Annotated in this window: 19 protein-coding genes; 8 read left to right on the top strand and 11 right to left on the bottom strand. The window is 55.6% G+C overall.

Going from position 1 to position 19,828, the window contains the following annotated elements:
- The first annotated feature begins 6 nt into the window (after positions 1 to 6).
- The 4 genes from acrB to maa all read left to right on the top strand — a co-directional run bounded on the left by acrB (position 7) and on the right by maa (position 4,983).
- Positions 7 to 3,153 (top strand): multidrug efflux RND transporter permease subunit AcrB, encoded by a 3,147-nt coding sequence (acrB, locus tag KHQ26_RS13130; protein WP_002892069.1) that lies wholly within the window; start codon positions 7 to 9, stop codon positions 3,151 to 3,153.
- A 485-nt stretch (positions 3,154 to 3,638) separates the two neighbouring features.
- Positions 3,639 to 4,013, top strand: coding sequence for an Hha toxicity modulator TomB (gene tomB / locus KHQ26_RS13125; RefSeq protein ID WP_002892066.1), 375 nt, complete (start codon positions 3,639 to 3,641; stop codon positions 4,011 to 4,013).
- 26 nt (positions 4,014 to 4,039) lie between these two features.
- Entirely contained in the window at positions 4,040 to 4,258 is a 219-nt protein-coding gene (locus KHQ26_RS13120; protein WP_002892050.1) for an HHA domain-containing protein, read from the top strand.
- 158 nt (positions 4,259 to 4,416) lie between these two features.
- Positions 4,417 to 4,983, top strand: coding sequence for a maltose O-acetyltransferase (gene maa, locus KHQ26_RS13115; RefSeq protein WP_002892030.1), 567 nt, complete (start codon positions 4,417 to 4,419; stop codon positions 4,981 to 4,983).
- Here maa and KHQ26_RS13110 read toward each other — a convergent pair.
- On the bottom strand, positions 4,955 to 5,095 hold the full coding sequence (locus tag KHQ26_RS13110; RefSeq protein ID WP_004147370.1) for a hypothetical protein: 141 nt from the start codon (positions 5,093 to 5,095) through the stop codon (positions 4,955 to 4,957). The genes maa and KHQ26_RS13110 overlap by 29 nt on opposite strands.
- Before the next feature lie 20 nt (positions 5,096 to 5,115).
- Here KHQ26_RS13110 and KHQ26_RS13105 point away from each other — a divergent pair, with 20 nt between their 5' ends.
- Positions 5,116 to 5,586 carry a YlaC family protein gene (locus KHQ26_RS13105; RefSeq protein WP_040187972.1) on the top strand — a complete coding sequence of 157 codons (471 nt, stop codon included), beginning with the start codon at positions 5,116 to 5,118 and terminating at the stop codon, positions 5,584 to 5,586.
- On the opposite strand, the gene KHQ26_RS13100 is transcribed toward KHQ26_RS13105, so the two are convergent.
- Positions 5,561 to 7,012, bottom strand: a complete 1,452-nt coding sequence (locus KHQ26_RS13100) for a PLP-dependent aminotransferase family protein (RefSeq protein ID WP_004177237.1) — start codon at positions 7,010 to 7,012, stop codon at positions 5,561 to 5,563. The two genes, KHQ26_RS13105 and KHQ26_RS13100, sit on opposite strands and share 26 nt — an antisense overlap.
- Before the next feature lie 100 nt (positions 7,013 to 7,112).
- Between KHQ26_RS13100 and KHQ26_RS13095 the strand changes: the two genes are divergently transcribed.
- Positions 7,113 to 7,811: a GNAT family N-acetyltransferase gene (locus KHQ26_RS13095; RefSeq protein ID WP_004177238.1), complete on the top strand. Its 699-nt coding sequence runs from the start codon at positions 7,113 to 7,115 to the stop codon at positions 7,809 to 7,811.
- On the opposite strand, the gene ykgO is transcribed toward KHQ26_RS13095, so the two are convergent.
- From ykgO to KHQ26_RS13080, 3 genes are all read right to left on the bottom strand, one after another.
- On the bottom strand, positions 7,808 to 7,948 hold the full coding sequence (gene ykgO / locus KHQ26_RS13090; RefSeq protein ID WP_002892018.1) for a type B 50S ribosomal protein L36: 141 nt from the start codon (positions 7,946 to 7,948) through the stop codon (positions 7,808 to 7,810). The two genes, KHQ26_RS13095 and ykgO, sit on opposite strands and share 4 nt — an antisense overlap.
- Positions 7,948 to 8,211 (bottom strand): type B 50S ribosomal protein L31, encoded by a 264-nt coding sequence (locus KHQ26_RS13085; RefSeq protein ID WP_002892011.1) that lies wholly within the window; start codon positions 8,209 to 8,211, stop codon positions 7,948 to 7,950. Before KHQ26_RS13085 ends, ykgO begins: the two co-directional genes overlap by 1 nt.
- A 115-nt stretch (positions 8,212 to 8,326) precedes the next feature.
- The gene (locus KHQ26_RS13080; RefSeq protein WP_004177239.1) at positions 8,327 to 9,397 is read right to left on the bottom strand and encodes a LacI family DNA-binding transcriptional regulator; all 1,071 of its coding nucleotides are present in this window, start codon (positions 9,395 to 9,397) and stop codon (positions 8,327 to 8,329) included.
- A gap of 270 nt (positions 9,398 to 9,667) precedes the next feature.
- Here KHQ26_RS13080 and KHQ26_RS13075 point away from each other — a divergent pair, with 270 nt between their 5' ends.
- Positions 9,668 to 10,939 (top strand): maltoporin, encoded by a 1,272-nt coding sequence (locus tag KHQ26_RS13075; RefSeq protein ID WP_004177240.1) that lies wholly within the window; start codon positions 9,668 to 9,670, stop codon positions 10,937 to 10,939.
- Between the two features lie 136 nt (positions 10,940 to 11,075).
- On the opposite strand, the gene KHQ26_RS13070 is transcribed toward KHQ26_RS13075, so the two are convergent.
- From KHQ26_RS13070 to KHQ26_RS13045, 6 genes are all read right to left on the bottom strand, one after another.
- A complete protein-coding gene (locus KHQ26_RS13070; RefSeq protein ID WP_002892003.1) occupies positions 11,076 to 11,390 on the bottom strand; it encodes a glucose PTS transporter subunit EIIB in 315 nt (104 codons plus the stop codon).
- A 64-nt stretch (positions 11,391 to 11,454) separates the two neighbouring features.
- Positions 11,455 to 13,512: a beta-galactosidase gene (locus KHQ26_RS13065; protein WP_004177241.1), complete on the bottom strand. Its 2,058-nt coding sequence runs from the start codon at positions 13,510 to 13,512 to the stop codon at positions 11,455 to 11,457.
- A gap of 31 nt (positions 13,513 to 13,543) precedes the next feature.
- Complete coding sequence (locus tag KHQ26_RS13060) at positions 13,544 to 14,746, bottom strand: glycoside hydrolase family 53 protein (protein ID WP_049124783.1); 1,203 nt, start codon at positions 14,744 to 14,746, stop codon at positions 13,544 to 13,546.
- Positions 14,747 to 14,750: 4 nt separating this feature from the next.
- Complete coding sequence (locus KHQ26_RS13055; protein ID WP_000079398.1) at positions 14,751 to 15,602, bottom strand: sugar ABC transporter permease; 852 nt, start codon at positions 15,600 to 15,602, stop codon at positions 14,751 to 14,753.
- Positions 15,603 to 15,612: 10 nt separating this feature from the next.
- A complete protein-coding gene (locus KHQ26_RS13050; protein ID WP_004177243.1) occupies positions 15,613 to 16,920 on the bottom strand; it encodes a carbohydrate ABC transporter permease in 1,308 nt (435 codons plus the stop codon).
- A 62-nt stretch (positions 16,921 to 16,982) separates the two neighbouring features.
- Entirely contained in the window at positions 16,983 to 18,215 is a 1,233-nt protein-coding gene (locus KHQ26_RS13045; protein ID WP_002891991.1) for a maltodextrin ABC transporter substrate-binding protein, read from the bottom strand.
- 356 nt (positions 18,216 to 18,571) lie between these two features.
- Between KHQ26_RS13045 and KHQ26_RS13040 the strand changes: the two genes are divergently transcribed.
- A complete protein-coding gene (locus KHQ26_RS13040) occupies positions 18,572 to 19,681 on the top strand; it encodes an ABC transporter ATP-binding protein (RefSeq protein WP_004177244.1) in 1,110 nt (369 codons plus the stop codon).
- The last annotated feature ends 147 nt before the right edge of the window (positions 19,682 to 19,828 follow it).

Below are 19,828 nucleotides of genomic sequence, written 5' to 3'. Positions count from 1 at the left end.
TAAGACATGCCTAATTTCTTTATCGATCGCCCCATATTTGCATGGGTGATCGCCATTATCATCATGCTGGCTGGGGGATTATCGATCCTCAAATTGCCGGTGGCGCAATATCCGACGATTGCGCCGCCAGCAATTTCCATTACCGCCATGTACCCCGGTGCTGACGCCGAAACGGTGCAGAACACCGTAACTCAGGTTATCGAACAGAATATGAACGGTATCGATCACCTGATGTACATGTCCTCAAATGGCGACTCCACCGGTACGGCAACCATTACGCTGACCTTCGAATCCGGTACCGATCCGGATATCGCCCAGGTTCAGGTTCAGAACAAGCTGGCGCTGGCGACGCCTCTGCTGCCGCAAGAAGTACAGCAGCAAGGGATTAGCGTTGAGAAAGCGTCCAGCAGCTTCCTGATGGTTGTCGGCGTCATTAACACCAACGGCACCATGAACCAGGACGATATTTCGGACTACGTGGCGGCCAACATGAAGGATCCGATTAGCCGTACCAGCGGCGTCGGCGACGTTCAGCTATTCGGTTCCCAGTATGCGATGCGTATCTGGATGGATCCAAACAAACTGAACAACTTCCAGCTTACGCCGGTGGATGTGATCAGCGCCCTGAAAGCGCAGAACGCCCAGGTGGCCGCGGGCCAGTTAGGCGGTACGCCGCCGGTGAAAGGCCAGCAGCTTAACGCCTCGATCATCGCGCAGACGCGTCTGACCAATACGGAAGAGTTTGGCAACATCCTGCTGAAGGTGAACCAGGACGGTTCCCAGGTTCGTCTGCGTGATGTCGCCAAAATTGAGCTGGGCGGCGAAAGCTATGACGTAGTGGCGAAGTTTAACGGCCAGCCGGCATCCGGTCTGGGTATAAAACTGGCTACCGGCGCGAACGCGCTGGATACCGCCAACGCTATTCGCGCTGAACTGGCGAAGATGGAGCCGTTTTTCCCGTCGGGGATGAAGATCGTTTACCCGTATGACACCACCCCGTTCGTGAAAATTTCTATTCACGAAGTGGTTAAAACGCTGGTGGAAGCGATCATCCTGGTGTTCCTGGTCATGTATCTGTTCCTGCAGAACTTCCGCGCCACCCTGATCCCCACCATCGCGGTACCGGTGGTCCTGTTAGGCACCTTCGCGGTGCTGGCGGCGTTTGGCTTCTCGATAAACACCCTGACGATGTTCGGGATGGTGCTCGCCATCGGCCTGTTGGTGGATGACGCCATCGTGGTGGTAGAGAACGTCGAGCGCGTGATGGCGGAAGAGGGTCTGCCGCCGAAAGAAGCGACGCGTAAATCGATGGGACAGATTCAGGGCGCGCTGGTTGGTATCGCTATGGTGCTGTCGGCGGTATTTATCCCGATGGCGTTCTTCGGCGGCTCAACCGGGGCCATCTATCGCCAGTTCTCCATCACTATCGTTTCCGCGATGGCGCTGTCGGTACTGGTGGCGTTAATCCTGACGCCGGCGCTGTGCGCCACGATGCTGAAACCCATTCAGAAAGGCAGCCATGGCGCGACCACCGGCTTCTTCGGCTGGTTTAACCGCATGTTTGATAAGAGCACGCACCATTACACCGACAGCGTAGGCAACATTCTGCGCAGCACCGGTCGTTATCTGGTGCTGTATCTGATCATCGTGGTGGGTATGGCATGGCTGTTCGTCCGTCTGCCGAGCTCGTTCCTGCCGGACGAGGACCAGGGTGTATTCCTGAGTATGGCGCAGCTGCCTGCCGGCGCCACCCAGGAGCGTACGCAGAAAGTGCTGGATGAGATGACGAATTACTATCTCACCAAAGAGAAGGACAACGTGGAATCCGTGTTTGCGGTTAACGGCTTCGGTTTCGCCGGCCGCGGCCAGAACACCGGTATCGCGTTCGTTTCGCTGAAAGACTGGAGCCAGCGTCCGGGTGAGGAAAACAAAGTTGAAGCGATCACCGCGAGAGCAATGGGCTACTTCTCGCAGATTAAAGATGCGATGGTCTTCGCCTTTAACCTGCCGGCTATCGTTGAACTGGGTACCGCGACCGGCTTTGACTTCGAGCTGATTGACCAGGGCGGTCTGGGCCACGAAAAACTGACCCAGGCGCGTAACCAACTGTTTGGCATGGTGGCGCAGCATCCTGACGTGCTGACCGGCGTGCGCCCTAACGGTCTGGAAGATACACCGCAGTTTAAAATCGATATCGATCAGGAGAAAGCTCAGGCGCTGGGCGTCTCCATCAGCGACATTAACACCACGCTGGGCGCAGCCTGGGGCGGAAGCTATGTCAACGACTTTATCGACCGCGGCCGCGTGAAGAAAGTGTACATCATGTCCGAAGCGAAATACCGTATGCTGCCGGAAGATATCGGCAAGTGGTATGTTCGCGGCAGCGATGGTCAGATGGTGCCGTTCTCTGCTTTCTCGACCTCGCGTTGGGAATACGGTTCGCCGCGTCTGGAACGCTACAACGGTCTGCCGTCACTGGAAATCCTCGGTCAGGCCGCGCCAGGCAAGAGTACCGGTGAGGCGATGGCGCTGATGGAAGAGCTGGCGGGTAAACTGCCTTCCGGTATCGGCTACGACTGGACCGGGATGTCTTATCAGGAGCGACTGTCCGGCAACCAGGCCCCTGCCCTGTATGCCATCTCGCTGATTGTCGTCTTCCTGTGTCTGGCGGCGCTGTATGAGAGCTGGTCGATTCCGTTCTCGGTTATGCTGGTCGTCCCCTTGGGTGTGGTCGGTGCGCTGTTAGCCGCCACCTTCCGCGGGCTAACCAACGACGTTTACTTCCAGGTGGGTCTGCTGACCACCATCGGCCTGTCGGCGAAGAACGCAATATTGATCGTTGAATTCGCCAAAGACCTGATGGAGAAAGAGGGCAAAGGGCTGATTGAGGCGACGCTTGAAGCAGTACGTATGCGTCTACGTCCAATCCTGATGACATCTCTGGCGTTCATCCTCGGGGTAATGCCGCTAGTTATCAGCTCCGGCGCCGGCTCCGGTGCGCAGAACGCCGTCGGTACAGGCGTAATGGGCGGGATGGTGACCGCGACGATCCTGGCGATCTTCTTCGTGCCGGTGTTCTTTGTGGTGGTTCGTCGCCGCTTTAGCAAAAAATCGGAAGATATAGAGCACAGCCATCAGGTTGAGCATCATTAATCTTCACTCCTGAACAAAGGGCCGCTACCGCGGCCCTTTTTTATCACTGGCTGGCAAGGCACATATTGCCATTGTTTATTTTTCGTTCTGCATTTAATATATATTGATATGGCGCAGGCTATTTTTAGCAGCTTGTTCAACAACTCGGGATCGGCAAACACTCATTTACCAGGAATAATCCTACTATCATTATCCACGGGTCGGCGGTTTCTGAACGCGACAGCTGCCTGCCTTAAACCAATGATTCATAAGATTTCTCTATTTCTCCGGCTGTGGGCCAGCGCCTGCGAAATTAATTCGTCTATTTTTAAGATAATTTCTCGCTGATAATTGTAATTTTTCGTAATAGCACGATGAAATCTGTTGGAGAGTGGATTATAGTTAAATCAGCAGGATTACTCAGTTAGTGTCAGGTCAGTTAGTCGTGTTCATCCCACAACGGTGTTTGCTAGTCGTCGTTTAAACCACTCAAAAGGGGATGCGTTATGGACGAATACTCGCCAAAAAGACATGATATTGCACAGCTACGCTTTCTCTGCGAAACGCTGTATCATGACTGCCTTGCAAACCTGGAAGAGAGCAACCATGGCTGGGTCAACGACCCGACGTCGGCTGTCAATCTCCAGTTAAATGAATTGATCGAGCACATTGCCACATTCGCTCTTAATTATAAAATTAAGTATGCAGAGGATAATAAGCTGATCGCTCAGGTTGACGAATATCTGGACGACACTTTTACGTTGTTCAGTAACTACGGCATTAACTCTACGGATTTGCAAAAGTGGAAAAAATCCGGTAACCGACTATTTCGTTGCTTTGTCAACGCCAGCCGGGAAAACCCGGCCAGTCTATCGTGTTAGAATTATTACAATCAAAAGGTGGAATTATGTCTGATAAGCCATTAACTAAAACAGACTATTTGATGCGCTTACGTCGTTGCCAGACAATTGACACGCTGGAGCGCGTCATTGAAAAAAATAAATATGAACTGTCTGATAATGAGCTGGCGGTATTTTACTCAGCTGCCGACCATCGTCTGGCGGAACTGACCATGAATAAGCTATACGATAAAATCCCGACCTCTGTCTGGAAATTTATCCGCTAATTTACGCGTACTACGTGGTCTGCTGGCCGGACGGTACGGGTCAGCCGCCGCAGGGTATCTTTGTGATAGACATCACATCATTCAGCCAACAGCAACCCTGTAACCGGTTTCTTTTTTATACTGCTACGGCCATCAACAGTCAGGTATAAGGAAGACCCATGAGTGAAGAAAAACGCAAAATGATCGCCGGTGAGCTCTATTTATCTGGCGACCCAACGCTTCGCGCCGATCGCCTGCGCGCCAGACAGTTGTTGCACCGTTATAATCATTCCGCCCCGGATGACCAGGAACAACGTCAGCATATTCTGGCCGAGCTGTTCGCTCGCGCCGGCGATGCGTATATCGAGCCAAGCTTTCGCTGCGACTATGGTTATAATATTTTTCTCGGCGCCGGTTTTTACGCCAATTTTGACTGCGTGATGCTCGACGTCTGCCCTATCCATATTGGCGATAACTGTATGCTGGCGCCAGGCGTCCATATTTATACTGCCACTCATCCGCTGGACGCCGATGCGCGTAATAGCGGCCAGGAATACGGCAAGCCGGTAACTATTGGCCACAATGTGTGGATTGGGGGTCGGGCAGTGATCAATCCCGGCGTGACCATTGGCGATAATGCGGTCATTGCGTCCGGCGCGGTGGTCACCAAAGACGTCCCTGCCTGTACCGTCGTCGGCGGTAACCCGGCGCAGATCATTAAGCGCCTTCCGCCGACAAATCCGTAACTGTTATGCTTTTCTGTAACTGATCTGTTACTTTCTCCGCAGAATATTGCAACATAAAATAGCCTTCAGGCTGAGCCTGCCGCGCCTGGTCCGCCGGGCGCGGCAGGCTCATTGCAGAATTCGAGGACCAAGATGACAGAAATACAACGCCTGCTGATTCACACCATTGACGAACTCAACGTCCAGGAAAAACGCGATAATCGCCCGCGTTTTAGCATCAGTTTTATCCGCAACCATCCGGGACTGTTTGTTGCCATGTATGCCGCGTTTCTGGCGACGCTGGTGGTCATGCTGCGCTCTGAAACGCTGGTAGACTCGGTCTGGTTGCTGGTGGTGCTGTTCATCCTGTTCAACGCCTTTTTCTTCTTTGACGTCTATCCACGCTATCGCTACGAGGATATCGATGTCCTCGACTTTCGCGTGTGCTACAACGGGGAATGGTACAACACCCGCTTTGTCCCCCGGCAGCTGATCGACCGTATCCTGCAGTCGCCAAACGTCGATAGCGAGCAGAAGGCGCAGCTCAAAAAGATGGTCGCCACCAAAGGCGAGCTCTCCTTCTACGACGTCTTTACCCTCACGCGCGCCGGTGCTGCGCAATAAGGCGATTTAGGGTCCGCAGCGCCGGGAGATAGCGAGAAGCAGAGGTATTGCCATACCCAAGCACCAGTCCGCTCCGCGCTCGCTGCGGGTCGAGATAGAAATGACTTAACGCGGCGGGCGCCAGCTGAAACTGGCGCGCCTGCTGCGCAAGCGTCCGGTCATTAACGCCCTCCATCGCCACCGTCAGGTGCATCCCCCCTCCCCCGCCGAGAACGTCGCACGGCACGGTTATCTCTTGCGCCAGCGCCTCGCGCAGCTGTTGCTGACGTTTACGGTACAGGCGGCGCATCGCTGCCAGATGGCGCGCATAGTGTCCCTTCTCGATAAAGCTGGCCAGCGCCCGCTGTTCAGCACGGTGTCCCCCGCGCAGCAGCGCGCCAATGGCGTCCTGAGCAGCATCCGCCAGCGCGGGCGGCATAACCATAAAACCGATACGCAACGCCGGAAACAGCGTTTTGCTGAAGGTGCCGAGATAGACCACCGGGGCATCAGGCACCATTCCCAGCATCGCCGGGATCGGTTCTCCGCTATGGCGAAACTCGCTGTCGTAGTCATCCTCCACAATCCACGCCCCGTGCCGGCGGGCATATTCCACGAGCGCCAGACGGCGCCCGGCGCTCATGATGCTCCCACAGGGATACTGGTGTGAAGGAGAGGTGAAAATGAGCCGGGGCGGCTCCGCGACGCCGTTGGCAATACACATCCCTTCATCGTCGACAGCCATTCCTCTGACCCGCAGTCCCGCCCGCTGAAAGCCACTCCTCGCCCCCAGGTACCCCGGTTCTTCCAGCCACACGCTGTCGCCCGGGTTGGTCAGTAGCGAGGCGCATAAGTTGACGCCTTCCAGCGCGCCTTCGGTGATGACGATCTGCCGGATATCGCACCGGATGCCCCGGGAGAGCGCCAGATGACGAGCGATAGCCTCTCGCAGCAAAGGATCGCCCGCGGCTTCGCCATAACCCAGCAGCGCGCTACCATCTTCGCGTAGCACGTTATCCATCAGTCGCCGCCACAGCGGCAGCGGGAAATAGTTTACCGCCGGCATGCCTGGCGTAAATGCCAGCGTCGGTGAGTCGCGGCGCATCGCGGCTGGCAGCCTTTGCAGCCGCTCAGGCAGCACGACGGGCGGCATCTGACCCACCTCCTGGCGGCAGGAGGCGAGTGGTGCCACCTGCGTTCCCTGACGGCTCCGTGTCAGGTACCCCTCCAGCGCCAGCTGTTCCAGTGCGGCATTGACCGTATTCCGCGACAGGTGTAGCCGTTCGGCCATCACCCGCGATCCGGGTAAACGGCAGCGGGCCGTCAGGGTTCCCTGCAGGATAGCGTCACGTAAGGTGTGGTAAAGGGCGCGCTGTAAGGTTTCGACCGTGCGGTTCCGCATCCCCTGCGTCAACAGCGTAAAAAACCCCTCGTCCGGTATATTCATATTGCCTCCTCGTGGCCCCATAAAAACATACTCTAATGGCACTTTTTATGGAACCAGCGAGCGCGTACGCTGCCTGTAAATCCCCAATAAGGAAACCGCAATGTGCGAATATAATCAGTTTGGCCAGGCGCTCGGCGTCGCGCTGCCTGACTGGCAGCCGCGCCCCTGGCCGACACGACAGGTATTACAGGGCAGCCGTTGTCGACTCGAACCGCTGACTCTTGCTCATGCCAGCGATCTGTTCGCCGCTCACCAACTGGCGCCAGACGCCCGCAGCTGGACGTGGCTGCTGCGTGAACCTGAGAACAACCTTGCAGAATTCAGTGCCTGGGTGGAGCAGGTCGCCACGCTGGCAGACCCGATTCATTTTGCCGTCGTTGACCAGCAGCGAGGGAAAGCGGTCGGCTCGCTGGCGTTAATGCGTATCGATATCGCTCACGGTGTGGTAGAGGTGGGGCATGTGCATTTTTCACCGTTACTGAGCCGAACGGCCATGGCCACCGAAGCGCACTGGCTGTTGATGCAGTATGTCTTTGATACGCTCGGCTACCGTCGCTATGAATGGAAATGCAACAGTCTTAATATCCCATCAGCCCGGGCGGCAAGGCGGCTGGGGTTTCAGTACGAAGGACGTTTTCGCCAGGCGCTGGTGAGTAAAGGACACAACCGGGACACGGACTGGTTTTCGGTGATAGACGGCGAATGGCCGGAGCTGGATAACGCCATGCGCCAATGGCTGGCCGCCGACAATTTTACCGCCGACGGCCAACAGCGCCGCTCGCTGGAGAGTTTCCGTTAACGGCGTTTTTTGCGCCCCTGCACCGCTTTGAAGCGGGGGTTGCTCTTACAGATAACGTACAGCCGCCCTTTGCGTTTAACCAGCTGGCAATCCGGGTGGCGCTGTTTAGCGCTACGTAATGAGTTGACGACCTGCATCATGCTTTCCTTTTCGCATCAATAAAGCCGCCGAAGCGCTGGCGGAATCGGGCTGCACTGCCTTCATTGGCGAAGGTTTTTTGTTTGCCCGTGTAGTACGGATGCGATTTCGAGGAGACGTCGATCGTCACATACGGAAAAGTTTCGCCATCGAGTTCAATCACGCGATCGGTGCGGATAGTTGAGCCGACTTTAAAATACTCATTCGCGCTGGTGTCGTGAAACACCACCGTACGATAGGGAGGATGGATATGGGCTTTCATGATGACCTCTTTATTACGTTATAACATAACAATAAGGTTACGCCGTGCTGTGACAAAGATCAACCCTGCTCAATTTAAGGGTAAGGTGATAAGGCGAGTTTCCCCGCCTTTGGCGTCAGGGTGCCAGACGGTGGGCGATGGCGCGGAGCTGTTCCGCAATGGCCTGCAGATCTTTTCCCTGCTCAATTCGGGCGCCGCTGGAATGGCGTATCACCAGGCGCGCCGGCAGAATGGATGAGGCATGAGGCGCCCCGCTGGTGCTGGCGAGGATCCGCCGCACCGCCTCTTTCCCCTGCAGGTCGAGGTCGAGCGACACGGTACTCAGCGCCGGATAGAAAAAGGAGCTTTCGTAGGTATCGTCATAGCCAATAACCGACTTCTCACCCGGCACCGCCACCTGATGCTGATGGAAGGCGCTGAGCACCCCCAGCGCCATCTGATCATTACCCACCAGCACAGCGCTGAAATTAGGCGTTTCGCGCAGCATCTGCAGCGCGCCGGCGTAGCCGCTCTGCGCATCCCAGTTGCCGTGCAGGACGGTCACCGGCTTCAGACCGTAACCATCCAGGGTCTCCAGCCAGCTTTTTAACCGGAGTTTGGCCGAGACTGAGCTGTCCGGCCCCGCCAGCAGGGCGATCTCCCGATGCCCCATCTCATAGAGATATTTGACGCTGGCCCGGGTGCCGTCCGCCGGGTTAAACGAAACGTTAAACACGGAGCTGTAGGGATCAACGTCGAGAAACAGGCAGACGATATCATCGTTGTCAGCAGCGATTTTCTGCGCCTGTTCGGTCTCCAGCGGCACGTTGATAATGACTTTATCCACCCGCTGAGATTTCAGCTCATTGATGGAATCCTGGATGCTTTGGTTGACGCTCTCATCGATCATCGAAATCAGAACCTGGTAACCTTCCAGGTTGGCATAGCGTTTTACCGCCGCCGCCACCTGGGAAGGCGCATGCCAGGCCAGAGAAATAGTCACCAGCCCGACCGTCTGGCTCTCCTTCCCCACCAGCTGCTGCGCCAGCCGGTTTGGCACATAGCGTAAGGCCTCTATCGATTTCTCCACCTTGCGACGCGTCGCCTCGGATACATTAGCTGATTTGTTGAGTACCCTGGACACGGTCTGGTAAGAGACGCCCGCATGGCGTGCGACGTCTTCCAGAGTAGCGCTTTTAGACTTCATGGTCCGGTTCCTTATGTTGTTATCCCATGATTGTAACAGGGGCCATTTGAAAAAACGCTCACCGCCACCTCTCACTGCAAAACAATAGCGATAAAAGTATTACGTTCACAATACAACGAATTGTGAATCATCTCACCCATCGCAACAAAAACCACCGTGATTATTTGCAGTTAGTCACACAATAATCATATCTCATTTGCCTGAAGTTACATTTAGGCATTTTATGACACCAGTTATGTGAACGTAATACAAAACAATAAGAGGATAGAGATGAACACTACACTGCGCGCCCTTTCAGTCGCGTTAGCCGCTGCGCTAATCGCTCCTTCCGCGTTTGCGGCCACCGCCGCGATCCCAACGATCGATTTCCATGGCTATATGCGCGCCGGGGTTGGGGTCTCCGGCGACGGTAGCGAAGCGGAATGGCAAAAAAATAAGCTGGGCCGTTTGGGGAACGAGTCGGATACCTACGGCGAGCTGGAGCTGGGCTCTGAGGTCTATAAGAAAGATGACGTCAGCTTCTATCTCGACAGTATGGTCAGCATGGTCTCCGACGGCTCTAACGATAATGAAACCACGCTGAACGATGATGCACAGTTCGGCTTACGTCAGTTGAACCTGCAGATAAAGGGGCTGATCCCTGGCGATCCGAATGCGGTGATCTGGGGCGGTAAACGTTACTACCAGCGCCATGATCTGCATATCATCGATACCAAATACTGGAACATTTCCGGCTCCGGAGCCGGGGTGGAAAACTACACCCTCGGCCCGGGCGCCGTCTCGCTGGCCTGGATCCGCGGCGATGCCAACGATGTTGACTATCGCGTCGATGGCGACAGCAACGTCAATATCAACTATATCGATTTACGCTACGCGGGCTGGAAGCCATGGGCGGGCTCGTGGACCGAATTCGGTATCGACTACGCGATGCCAAACACCACCAAAAAACAGGATAGCTACGGCGGACTGTACGATGCTGACAACGGCGTCATGCTGACCGGTGAAATCAGTCAGGATATGCTGGGCGGCTATAACAAAACCGTGCTGCAGTACGCCAACAAAGGCCTGGCGCAGAACATGGTCTCCCAGGGCGGCGGCTGGTACGATATGTGGAACTACGTGAACGACGCCACCGGTTATCGCGTGATTAACACCGGCCTGATCCCGATTACTGAGAAGTTTTCTATCAACCACGTTCTGACCTGGGGCTCGGCGGATGACATTACCGACTATACCGACAAAACGCGGATGCTGTCGCTGGTCGCCCGCGGGCAGTACCAGTTCACCGACTACGTGCGCCTGATTGGCGAAGTCGGCGGTTTCTATCAGAAAGACAGCTACAACAATGGCACCAGCTACAAACAGGCCGGTGAGAAATACACCATTGCGTTGGGCCTGGCGGACGGGCCAGACTTTATGTCACGTCCGGAATTACGCATTTTTGCTTCATATTTGAATGATTCCGAAGATGGTAAACCGTTTGAAGACCAGACGGCGAATAATACCTGGAATTTCGGCGTGCAGGTTGAGGCCTGGTGGTAATTGCGCACGGCTAAGACTCATACGTTATTTTTATCTCCTGCTGTAAGACTGTTAATTATCTTCCGGTAAACTTTATTGCCACTGCTGTCTTTGTCTTATTTTCGGGATAACCTGCTTTCAGGTTATCCCGTTTTATTTATTTCCGGGCGGCAAAATGTTCATCCAGAAGCTGACGCAGCGCATCGGACTGTTTACCGAAAATAGCATGCACCTGCTGACCAAGAATAATAACCCCCAGCGCGCCCTGCTGCTGTAATGCTTCGGAGTCCACGGCCGCAAGATGGCGAACGCTAACCCGCAGACGGGTAATACAGGCGTCCACTTGCGTAATATTCGCTTCGCCACCAAAGGCCTGAATAAGCGCCTCGATTTGCTGTTTTTCCGCCTCGCTTAATGGCTGTGCCGGACGCGCTGGGGAGAAATAGTGCAGGAAGGATTTTAAACTCACCATAATAAACTCCAGGTTTAAGATAAAAAAAAGCCTGCTCGTCAGAGCAGGCGTGGAGAAGAAGAAATTACGCGTGACGACGGAGAATACGGCAATCCCATGCCGACAGGGTCAGTGGAGCCGATACCGCCGCGTCGGTCAGGCAATCCCAATACCCTTGCGGCAGGGTCAGGGTATGGTTTTGCGCGCTGTAGTTCTGCAGGAAGATAAATGCGTTGTCACCGTCGGTGCGCGCAGTCGCCACCACGCCGGGTGGTAACTCCGTCGCTATCGCCCGCGGCAGGGCCAGCTCCTTGCTCAGGGCGGTAAAGAAATCGCGCTGGAAGGCTAAATCGTTGCGGGAGGCCACATGCCAGGCTTTGCCTTTCCCGAACGCGTTCACCGTCACAGCCGGCCGTCCGGCATAAAAATCATCCCGGTAGGTGGCCAGCGCCTGGGCGCTCTCGATATGGATCAGTTCGCAGAGATGGCGCACCTGATAAGGGCCCTGCAGACCGCACTGATTCCCGGCAAGCCCCTGCACCAGATTAAACTCGCCGTCATTCAGGCAGTCGATCTCTTCCGCCCAGATCCCCAGCAGATTGCGCAGCGGGCCCGGGAAGCCGCCGAGATAGCAGAGATCGGACTCATTGACGATACCGGTCCAGTAGGTGGTCACCAGGTGGCCGCCGTTGGCGACAAACGCCTCCGCCCGACCGGCAAAGCCGTCGCGCACCATATATAACATCGGGGCAATCACTAACTGATACGGCGTTAAATCGACATCGGCATCAATCACATCGACGGCGATGCCCTGCTCCCAGAACGGGCGGTAGTGCTCGTTGACCGTCTTCTCATATTCCATCCCAAGATTGCGCGGCCCCTGGGCGTCATCCAGCGCCCAGCGGTTCTGCTGGTCGAAGATAATCGCTACTTTCGCCTCGGTGCGACAGCCCCTCACCTCCGGCAGCTTGCTGAGGATCTCGCCGAGCTGGCAGACTTCGCGGCCAATGCGGGTATCAATATGTCCGACGTGGTCGACCACTGCGCCGTGAAATTTCTCAACCGAACCGCGGCTTTTCCGCCACTGGAAATACTGCACCGAGTCGGCGCCATGCGCCACCGCCTGCAGCGAGGAAAGAATATGCATTCCCGGCTTCTTCAGTTTGCTGGTCGGCTGCCAGTTGGTGGCGCCCGGGGTGGACTCCATCAGCACAAACGGTTTGCCGCCCTTCAGGCTGCGCATCATGTCGTGATACATCGCGGTGTAGCAGGCCAGCGCGGTTTCGTCTTTATCGCGGTGCCACATCGGATAGCTGTCCCAGGAGATGAAATCCAGCGCCTCCGCCAGCTGCCAGTAGTCGTAATCGTAGAAATACTCCATAAAGTTGGTAGTCACCGGCAGGGAGGCATTCGCCGCCTTCAGCGGAGCAATTTCATGGCGGCAGAAATCGGTCACCTGAGCGGTGTTAAAGCGATGCCAGTCAAGATTAAGACCGTGGATCGACATCTCGCCCTGCGGCGCAGGCGATTCAATCTGCGACCAGTCGGTATAGGTATGACTCCAGAAGGTGCTCCACCAGGCCTGGTTGAGGTTCTCCAGGGTCTGGTAACGCGCCTTCAGCCAGTCGCGAAAACGGTTCTGGCAGAGATCGCAATGGCATTCACCGCCATATTCGTTGGAAATATGCCAGCCCAGCACCGCCGGGTGTGAGGAATAACGTTCTGCCAGCAGGGTATTGATTTGCAGGGTTTTCTCGCGATAGACCGGTGACGACATACAGTGGTTGTGACGGCCGCCGTGCAGGGCCGGCACCCGATCGCGCCCCACCCGCAGAACCTGCGGATAGCGCTGCGACATCCACGCCGGACGCGCGCCGCTCGGCGTGGCCAGAAAGACATGAATGCCGGCGGCATACAGTTTATCGAGGATAATATCCAGCCAGGCGAAATTAAATACCCCTTCGCGTGGCTCCAGTTTCGCCCAGCTAAATATTCCCACCGACATCACATTGCATTTTGCCTGCTGCATCATGGCAATGTCTTTATCAATAATATCGGGGTCATTCTCCCATTGCTCCGGATTATAATCCGCGCCATGCAGCAGCGTACTAACCTTCGGATGTAAAGGTGCAAATTTATTCATAATAAACTTCCTGAAAAAGACGACAAAAAAATTAATTAAAAACTTTTACCGACGGCAATACTTTTCCCTGGCAATCAAATAGCGCCTGATTTTCACGTGCATTACCCTCTTTCCACTCGTCGTGGATATATTTCATCCCCGCCGGGGTGGCCCAGGTATTTCCCGGCACGGCAATCCATGTAGGCTCCCAATAGAAAATACCTTTACCACGCTGGTCTGGCACATCAACCACCGCCTGCATTAAATCGTGAATATAGTTATATTGCCCCTGTACGCTGGCGGGATATCCCCCATCCTTTTCCTCTTTCGCCTGGAAACTATTTTCCGCGTTATCGCAGTTGGCCAGGGTATAGGCATAGGCCGCCTCGACGACGATGACGTCTTTGTTATAGCGTTTGCTGATGTCATCCATATTGGCCTTCAGGGCGCTGATCGGGCCATTCCAGTAGGTGTACATCGACAGACCAATCACGTCATACGGTACATGGCGCTTGTCGATCTCATCAAACCACCAGCGGAAGGTATCGTTCCTGGTCCCTTTGGCCAGATGCAGCATGATTTTCACCTGCTCGCCCTGGCGCAGGTTCTCCTTCAGGCCAGCGATAGCCGCGTTCAGCAGGCCAGCCAGCCGGTCGAACTCTCCGCCGCCCTGCCCCCAGCTTTTCCCTTCCGGCCACAGGATGCCGCCGTTGATTTCGTTGCCGATCTGCACCATATCCGGCAGCACGCCCGCCTGCTTAAAGCGGGCGATGGTATCGCGGGTATAGTCATGAATCGCCGTTTTCAGCTGCGGGTAATCCAGCTTTTCCCAGGCTTTCGGCTTGAACTGCTTGCCGGGATCGGTCCAGAAATCGCTGTAGTGAAAATCAAGCAGCAGCTTCATCCCCTGGGCTTTCGCCCGTTTCGCCAGCGCCAGGGTGGTGGCCAGATCGTTATTCCCTCCGCCATAGTCCTCGCCGCTCGCCGATTGCGGATCCACCCACAGACGGAGGCGGACATAGTTGACGCCGTTCTCTTTCAGAATAGCGATCGGATCCTTGCGCTGATTATTCTGATCGTAGAACGTCGCCCCGTGCTTTTCGGCGTCCAGCAGCGTGGAGATATCCGCGCCTTTGATAAAGTCCGCCGGCATGCCCTGAAACGCGCGGGTTGCAAGCGCGTCCGCGGCCAGAGAAGAGGTGGAGAAACTGCATGCCAGACAAACCGCAAGCCATGCGGGTGTGAATCTTTTCATGTGCTTATCCTTTAGTACTGCCCGAGGTCAGGCCGGAGACGAAGTATTTTTGTAGCGCCAGGTAGAGGATCGCCACCGGTACGGCGATCAGCACCGCCCCCGCCGCGTAGGTGGTGTAGCTGGCACCCATTTTTTGCGCCACCAGGTTATACAGACCGATAGGCAGCGTGTATTTATCCGGGGTACGCAGGATGGTGCTGGAGAGGATGAAATCCCCCAGCGGCCCAGTGAACGAGAACAGCGCCACCACCGCGAGGATGGGCCTCGACAACGGCATGATGATCTCGATAAAGATGCGAAAGCTGCTGGCGCCATCCATGCGGGCGGACTCATCCAGATCTTTGGGGATCGCGTCGAGATACCCTTTCATCAGCCAGGTATTCATCGGGATCATCCCCCCGACGTAGATCAGCACCAGCGCCAGATGGCTATTAATCAGGCCAAGCAGTTGCGACAGGACAAAGATGGCAATCAGCGCGGAAAACTGCGGGATCATCTGCAGCAGCAGGAACAGCATCAGCCCGTTCTGCCGCCCTTTAAAGCGGAAGCGGGAGAAGGCGTAAGCGGTAAAGCTAACGCTAATCAGGGTCAGCACCATGGTCAGGAAGCTGATTTTCATCGAGTTCCAGTACCAGGTGAGGTAATTCACATTGCCATTGAACAGATCGGCATAGTGCTGGAACGACACATTTTCCGGAATGATTGAGGTACTGAGCAGGCTATTGCCGGCGTTCAGCGACGCCCCGACCGTCCAGACCAGCGGATAGATAATCACCACCGAGACCAGAATAACCACCAGCCAGGTGAGAGAGAGCCGGATCCACTTTTCGCGTTTAATACTGGGTGATTGAGCCATGTTGCTTCCCTTACGCCATGTCGTCATTTTTGAAGGATTTGGTGGCGCGGAACTGCCACAGCGCCAGGCCGACGACAAAGATCGACAGCAGGATCGTGATGGTCGCCGCGATGGCGTACTGCGACGAAGACATCGTCAGCTTATAGATCCACGACACCAGAATATCCGTCCCGCCGGCGTTAGAGCCTGCCACCGCAGGGCCGCCGTTGTTGAACAGGTAAATGATATTGAAGTTATTAAAGTTGAAGGTGTACTGGGTGATGATGATCGGCGCGATCGCATACAGCACCAGCGGCAGGGTGATGGTGCGCAGACGGGTAAAGGCGCTGGCGCCGTCCATCGTCGCCGCTTCATACAGATCGTCCGGGATCGCCTGCAACACGCCGGTGGTCATGGCAAAGACAAACGGGAAGCCAAGCCAGGTCTGCATCATGATCAGCGCCGTTTTGGTCCAGAACGGATCGGTGAGCCATGCCTTCGGACTGATGCCAAAAAAGGACAGGATCGCGTTGTTGATGACCCCGAAGGAGTCGTTGAACATGCCGGCAAAAACGAGAATGGTGACAAACCCCGGCACCGCCCACGGCAAAATAAAGATGGTGCGGATCAGCGGCTTAAAGCGCAGATCTTTTTGGTTCACCAGAATCGCCAGCAGCACGCCCACCGTACACTGCAGGGTGGTCGCCAGCAGCGTCCACACCACGGTCCACTGCAGCACATCCAGGAAAGTGGAGCGCCAGATGGAGAGGGTGAAAATATTAATAAAGTTTTTCAGCCCCACCCAGTCCACCAGCTTCGCCGGCGGGGTGTGGTACAGGTTGTAGTTGGTGAAGGCGATGGCGAAACCGAACAGAATCGGAAAGATCACCACAAACACCAGCAGAATAAAGCCCGGGGTGATCATCAGGTACGGAAAGCCGTCGCTCAGCAGCATCTGGTACTGCTTACGCACGCTGTTGAGGGCGATCCCCTCATCGCGTTTTTTGCCGTTGAGCCACGCATCCCGCAGCGAGAGAAAATAGATCAGCACGCCGAAAGCGACGATCAGCACGCTGATAATCCCCTCGGCTAACAGGAAGATAGAGTTATCCCGCGGTACCTCTTCACCCAGGGTATATAACCCCCACAACCCCTCACGCAGGAAATCATAAAAAATCCCCAGAAAGCTGCTCAGCAGCACCAGGAAGACCAGCCCTTTCAGCCACTGGCGATGATAAAACTGACCGAAACCCGGCACGATTGCCAGCAGCAGGCCGCACCATGCATGGCGCCCGGGCCCGCGTGCGTCGCTAAAATTTTCGCTGGAATGGATGCTCACACTCGACTCCTTCTACAAACGGGAGGTCCCCCTCCCGCTCGGTGACTTCACGTGACGGTGAATTACTGATTGCTGGCCTGCATCGCTTCGATCTGCATCGTGATCTGTTTCACCGCGTTATCAAGCGCGGCCTGCGGCGCCTGCTTACCGGTGAGGCTCAGTTCAAGCGCGGCGTTGGCCGGCCCCCACACTTCCCCCATCTCGGGAATGCCCGGCATCGCTACCGCTCGCGCCGACTGGATGGCGACGGCGCTGGCCTTTTGGTCGTTTTTAATCACCGGATCGTCAATCATCGCCTTCAGCGGCGGAATTTCGCCAGTGGCGACATAGCGGGCTTTCACATACTGCGGCTGGTTGATGAACTCGATAAACTGTTGCGCCAGCGCTTTGTCTTTACTCCAGGTCGATACTACATAGCCTTTGACGCCGAGGAAGGAGCTCATCGGCTTGCCGTCCGGCAGGGTCGGCAGGGGCGCCACGCCATAGTTAATGCCAGCGGCTTCATACGGCTGGAAGGCCCAGGGGCCGTTGATCACCGCCGCCGCTTTTTTCTCGGTAAACAGGGAATCGATGGCATTCAGCCCGTTATCGCCGAGGATCCCCGCCGGAAAGACCTTCTCGGCATAGAATTTTTTCAGGAAGGTGACGGCTTCCACGGCGCCGGGGGTATTGAGACCCACCTGCTGCGGGTTAAAGCCGCCGCTGTCGTTTTTAGCAAAGATATAGCCGCCCATCGGGCCAATCGCCCCCCAGCTGTAATAGATCTGGTCAAACTTGGCGAGCAGGCCGTATTTGTTCTGCTCGCGCTGGGTTTTCGAGTAGTCCAGCCAGGCCTGCAGGCTGTCCAGCGGCTTGTCGATCAGGTCCTTGTTGTAGATAAGCACCAGGGTTTCCACCGCCTTCGGGATCCCATACAGCGCGTTGTCCATGCGGAAGGCATTGATGGAGGCTGGCGTAAAGGCATCCTGTTTCGCCTGATCGACGCTGAGCGGCGAGAGTAGTCCCTGAACCACGGCGCCGCCGAGCTGGTCATTCGGGATCACCAGCACGTCCGGCCCAATGCCCGCCGGGCCGTCGAGGCGCAGTTTTTCCAGTTGCTGGGCGTAGGGCATCTCCTGGAGATTGACCTTCACGTTGTACTGCTTTTCAAAATCGCTAACCGCGGTTTTGATGCCAGCGGATTTTTTAATGTCCTCCCAGACGTTGAGCTGCCCGGCGGCATGCGCCTGCAGGCTGGCGAGTTGCCCCGCCGCCAGGGTGGTAAGGATCAGTGCAGCAAGCGTGTTCTTTTTCATTATCAACCTCATGTGAAGGTATAACAATTTAATGGTTTTTATTTGAATTCCGTCTGCCAGTTAGAAAAATAAATCTTTTCAAACTGCCGTATTACGTGGAAAACATGTTCTGATGCGCTTTTGTTATACGCTACGCTTTGATCGTTGATAAAACTACCATAAGCTGCCAGTTGTGTGATCATCCTTGCAGAAATGAAACGTCCCTGTATGGCGCAAAATCCGCGGAAGTTATAGTCAGGGCATGATTTTACTGCTGTTGAACATCGTCACACTGATTTGTTACACGTAATACAAATCACACTCAACATAGCGATAAGCCAACGGCAAATAACAGCTACTCACTCCGGGGAATGTGGATGTCCAATATACGACTGAGGAATGTCACCAAAAGGTTCGGCAGCACGGTGACGCTGCACCAGGTCAATCTCGATATTGAAGATGGCGAGTTTGCCGTCTTCGTCGGCCCTTCCGGTTGTGGAAAATCGACGCTACTGCGCATGATTGCCGGGTTGGAAGAGGTCAGCGAAGGAGAAGTACTGATCGGCGATGAGGTGATGAATGATGTCGTGCCCGCCCGCCGCGGCGTGGCGATGGTCTTCCAGTCCTATGCGCTCTATCCGCACATGACGGTGGCAGAGAACATGGGCTACGGGCTGAAGGTGAATAAAGTGCCGAAAACGGAGATCCGTCGCCAGGTGGAAATGGTGGCTAAAACGCTGCAGCTCTCGCACCTGCTGGATCGTAAACCGAAGCAGCTCTCTGGCGGCCAGCGGCAGCGCGTGGCCATTGGCCGGGCGATCGTGCGTAATCCCCGGGTGTTTATGTTCGATGAGCCGCTCTCTAACCTTGATGCGGAGCTGCGCGTCGATATGCGCCTGCATATTGCCCGTCTGCACCAGGAGCTGAAGACCACTATGGTGTATGTCACGCACGATCAGGTGGAGGCGATGACGCTGGCCGATAAAATAGTGGTCATGAACTACGGGAAAGTCGAACAAATGGGTTCGCCGATGGCGCTTTACTACAATCCGGTCAACAAATTCGTCGCCGGCTTTATCGGCTCGCCGAAGATGAACTTTCTGCCGGCTATCGTCAGCGACTGGCAGCCGGAACGCTTAACGGTCACCCTCGCGCAGGACCATCAGCTGGCCCTGAATATCGCCACCCAGCCGCTGAAGCCCGGCGCTGCGGTGACGCTGGGGATCCGGCCGGAGCACCTCACCCCGGAAGTCGCCACCGGTACCGTAGTGGAGTTTCAATGTGAAGTGGTGGAGCGTCTGGGCAACAATACCTATCTGTTCGGCCAGTGCTACGGCCACGATAACGTCAAGGTTTTGCTGCCCGGCGACGTCCATTTCCGCCCGTGGCAGAAGATTAATCTGGCCTTCGACGACCGCTTCTGCATGGTGTTTGATGAGAACGATCTGCGCATCAGCGCCGACATCACGGCTCCGGATGCTCACTAGCTAACATATTGCTGTCATCTGCGCAGCGTATGCTGTGACTGAATGCCGGAATACACCCTGCCCGGCATTCACACCCTCATTTTTATTCTGCTGCATCGGAATCATCCTTCTCTCCCGGCATCGCAGGCACTTGTGATGCCGGCTTTT

The organism is Klebsiella sp. 10, from assembly GCF_018223925.1.
GTDB classification, from domain to species: Bacteria; Pseudomonadota; Gammaproteobacteria; order Enterobacterales; family Enterobacteriaceae; genus Klebsiella; species Klebsiella pneumoniae.
This window is presented reverse-complemented; position numbering and strand designations above follow the sequence as displayed.

Excerpts from the sequence above, each read along its gene's own strand:
- KHQ26_RS13055 (WP_000079398.1), bottom strand. The coding sequence starts at position 15,602 with ATGGCTCAATCACCCAGTATTAAACGCGAAAAGTGGATCCGGCTCTCT.
- ykgO (WP_002892018.1), bottom strand. The coding sequence starts at position 7,948 with ATGCAGGTCGTCAACTCATTACGTAGCGCTAAACAGCGCCACCCGGAT.
- maa (WP_002892030.1), top strand. The coding sequence starts at position 4,417 with ATGAGTGAAGAAAAACGCAAAATGATCGCCGGTGAGCTCTATTTATCT.
- KHQ26_RS13040 (WP_004177244.1), top strand. The coding sequence starts at position 18,572 with ATGTCCAATATACGACTGAGGAATGTCACCAAAAGGTTCGGCAGCACG.
- KHQ26_RS13110 (WP_004147370.1), bottom strand. The coding sequence starts at position 5,095 with ATGAGCCTGCCGCGCCCGGCGGACCAGGCGCGGCAGGCTCAGCCTGAA.
- KHQ26_RS13045 (WP_002891991.1), bottom strand. The coding sequence starts at position 18,215 with ATGAAAAAGAACACGCTTGCTGCACTGATCCTTACCACCCTGGCGGCG.
- tomB (WP_002892066.1), top strand. The coding sequence starts at position 3,639 with ATGGACGAATACTCGCCAAAAAGACATGATATTGCACAGCTACGCTTT.
- KHQ26_RS13120 (WP_002892050.1), top strand. The coding sequence starts at position 4,040 with ATGTCTGATAAGCCATTAACTAAAACAGACTATTTGATGCGCTTACGT.
- KHQ26_RS13100 (WP_004177237.1), bottom strand. The coding sequence starts at position 7,012 with ATGAATATACCGGACGAGGGGTTTTTTACGCTGTTGACGCAGGGGATG.
- KHQ26_RS13085 (WP_002892011.1), bottom strand. The coding sequence starts at position 8,211 with ATGAAAGCCCATATCCATCCTCCCTATCGTACGGTGGTGTTTCACGAC.
- KHQ26_RS13065 (WP_004177241.1), bottom strand. The coding sequence starts at position 13,512 with ATGAATAAATTTGCACCTTTACATCCGAAGGTTAGTACGCTGCTGCAT.
- KHQ26_RS13070 (WP_002892003.1), bottom strand. The coding sequence starts at position 11,390 with ATGGTGAGTTTAAAATCCTTCCTGCACTATTTCTCCCCAGCGCGTCCG.
- KHQ26_RS13105 (WP_040187972.1), top strand. The coding sequence starts at position 5,116 with ATGACAGAAATACAACGCCTGCTGATTCACACCATTGACGAACTCAAC.
- acrB (WP_002892069.1), top strand. The coding sequence starts at position 7 with ATGCCTAATTTCTTTATCGATCGCCCCATATTTGCATGGGTGATCGCC.
- KHQ26_RS13080 (WP_004177239.1), bottom strand. The coding sequence starts at position 9,397 with ATGAAGTCTAAAAGCGCTACTCTGGAAGACGTCGCACGCCATGCGGGC.
- KHQ26_RS13060 (WP_049124783.1), bottom strand. The coding sequence starts at position 14,746 with ATGAAAAGATTCACACCCGCATGGCTTGCGGTTTGTCTGGCATGCAGT.
- KHQ26_RS13095 (WP_004177238.1), top strand. The coding sequence starts at position 7,113 with ATGTGCGAATATAATCAGTTTGGCCAGGCGCTCGGCGTCGCGCTGCCT.
- KHQ26_RS13075 (WP_004177240.1), top strand. The coding sequence starts at position 9,668 with ATGAACACTACACTGCGCGCCCTTTCAGTCGCGTTAGCCGCTGCGCTA.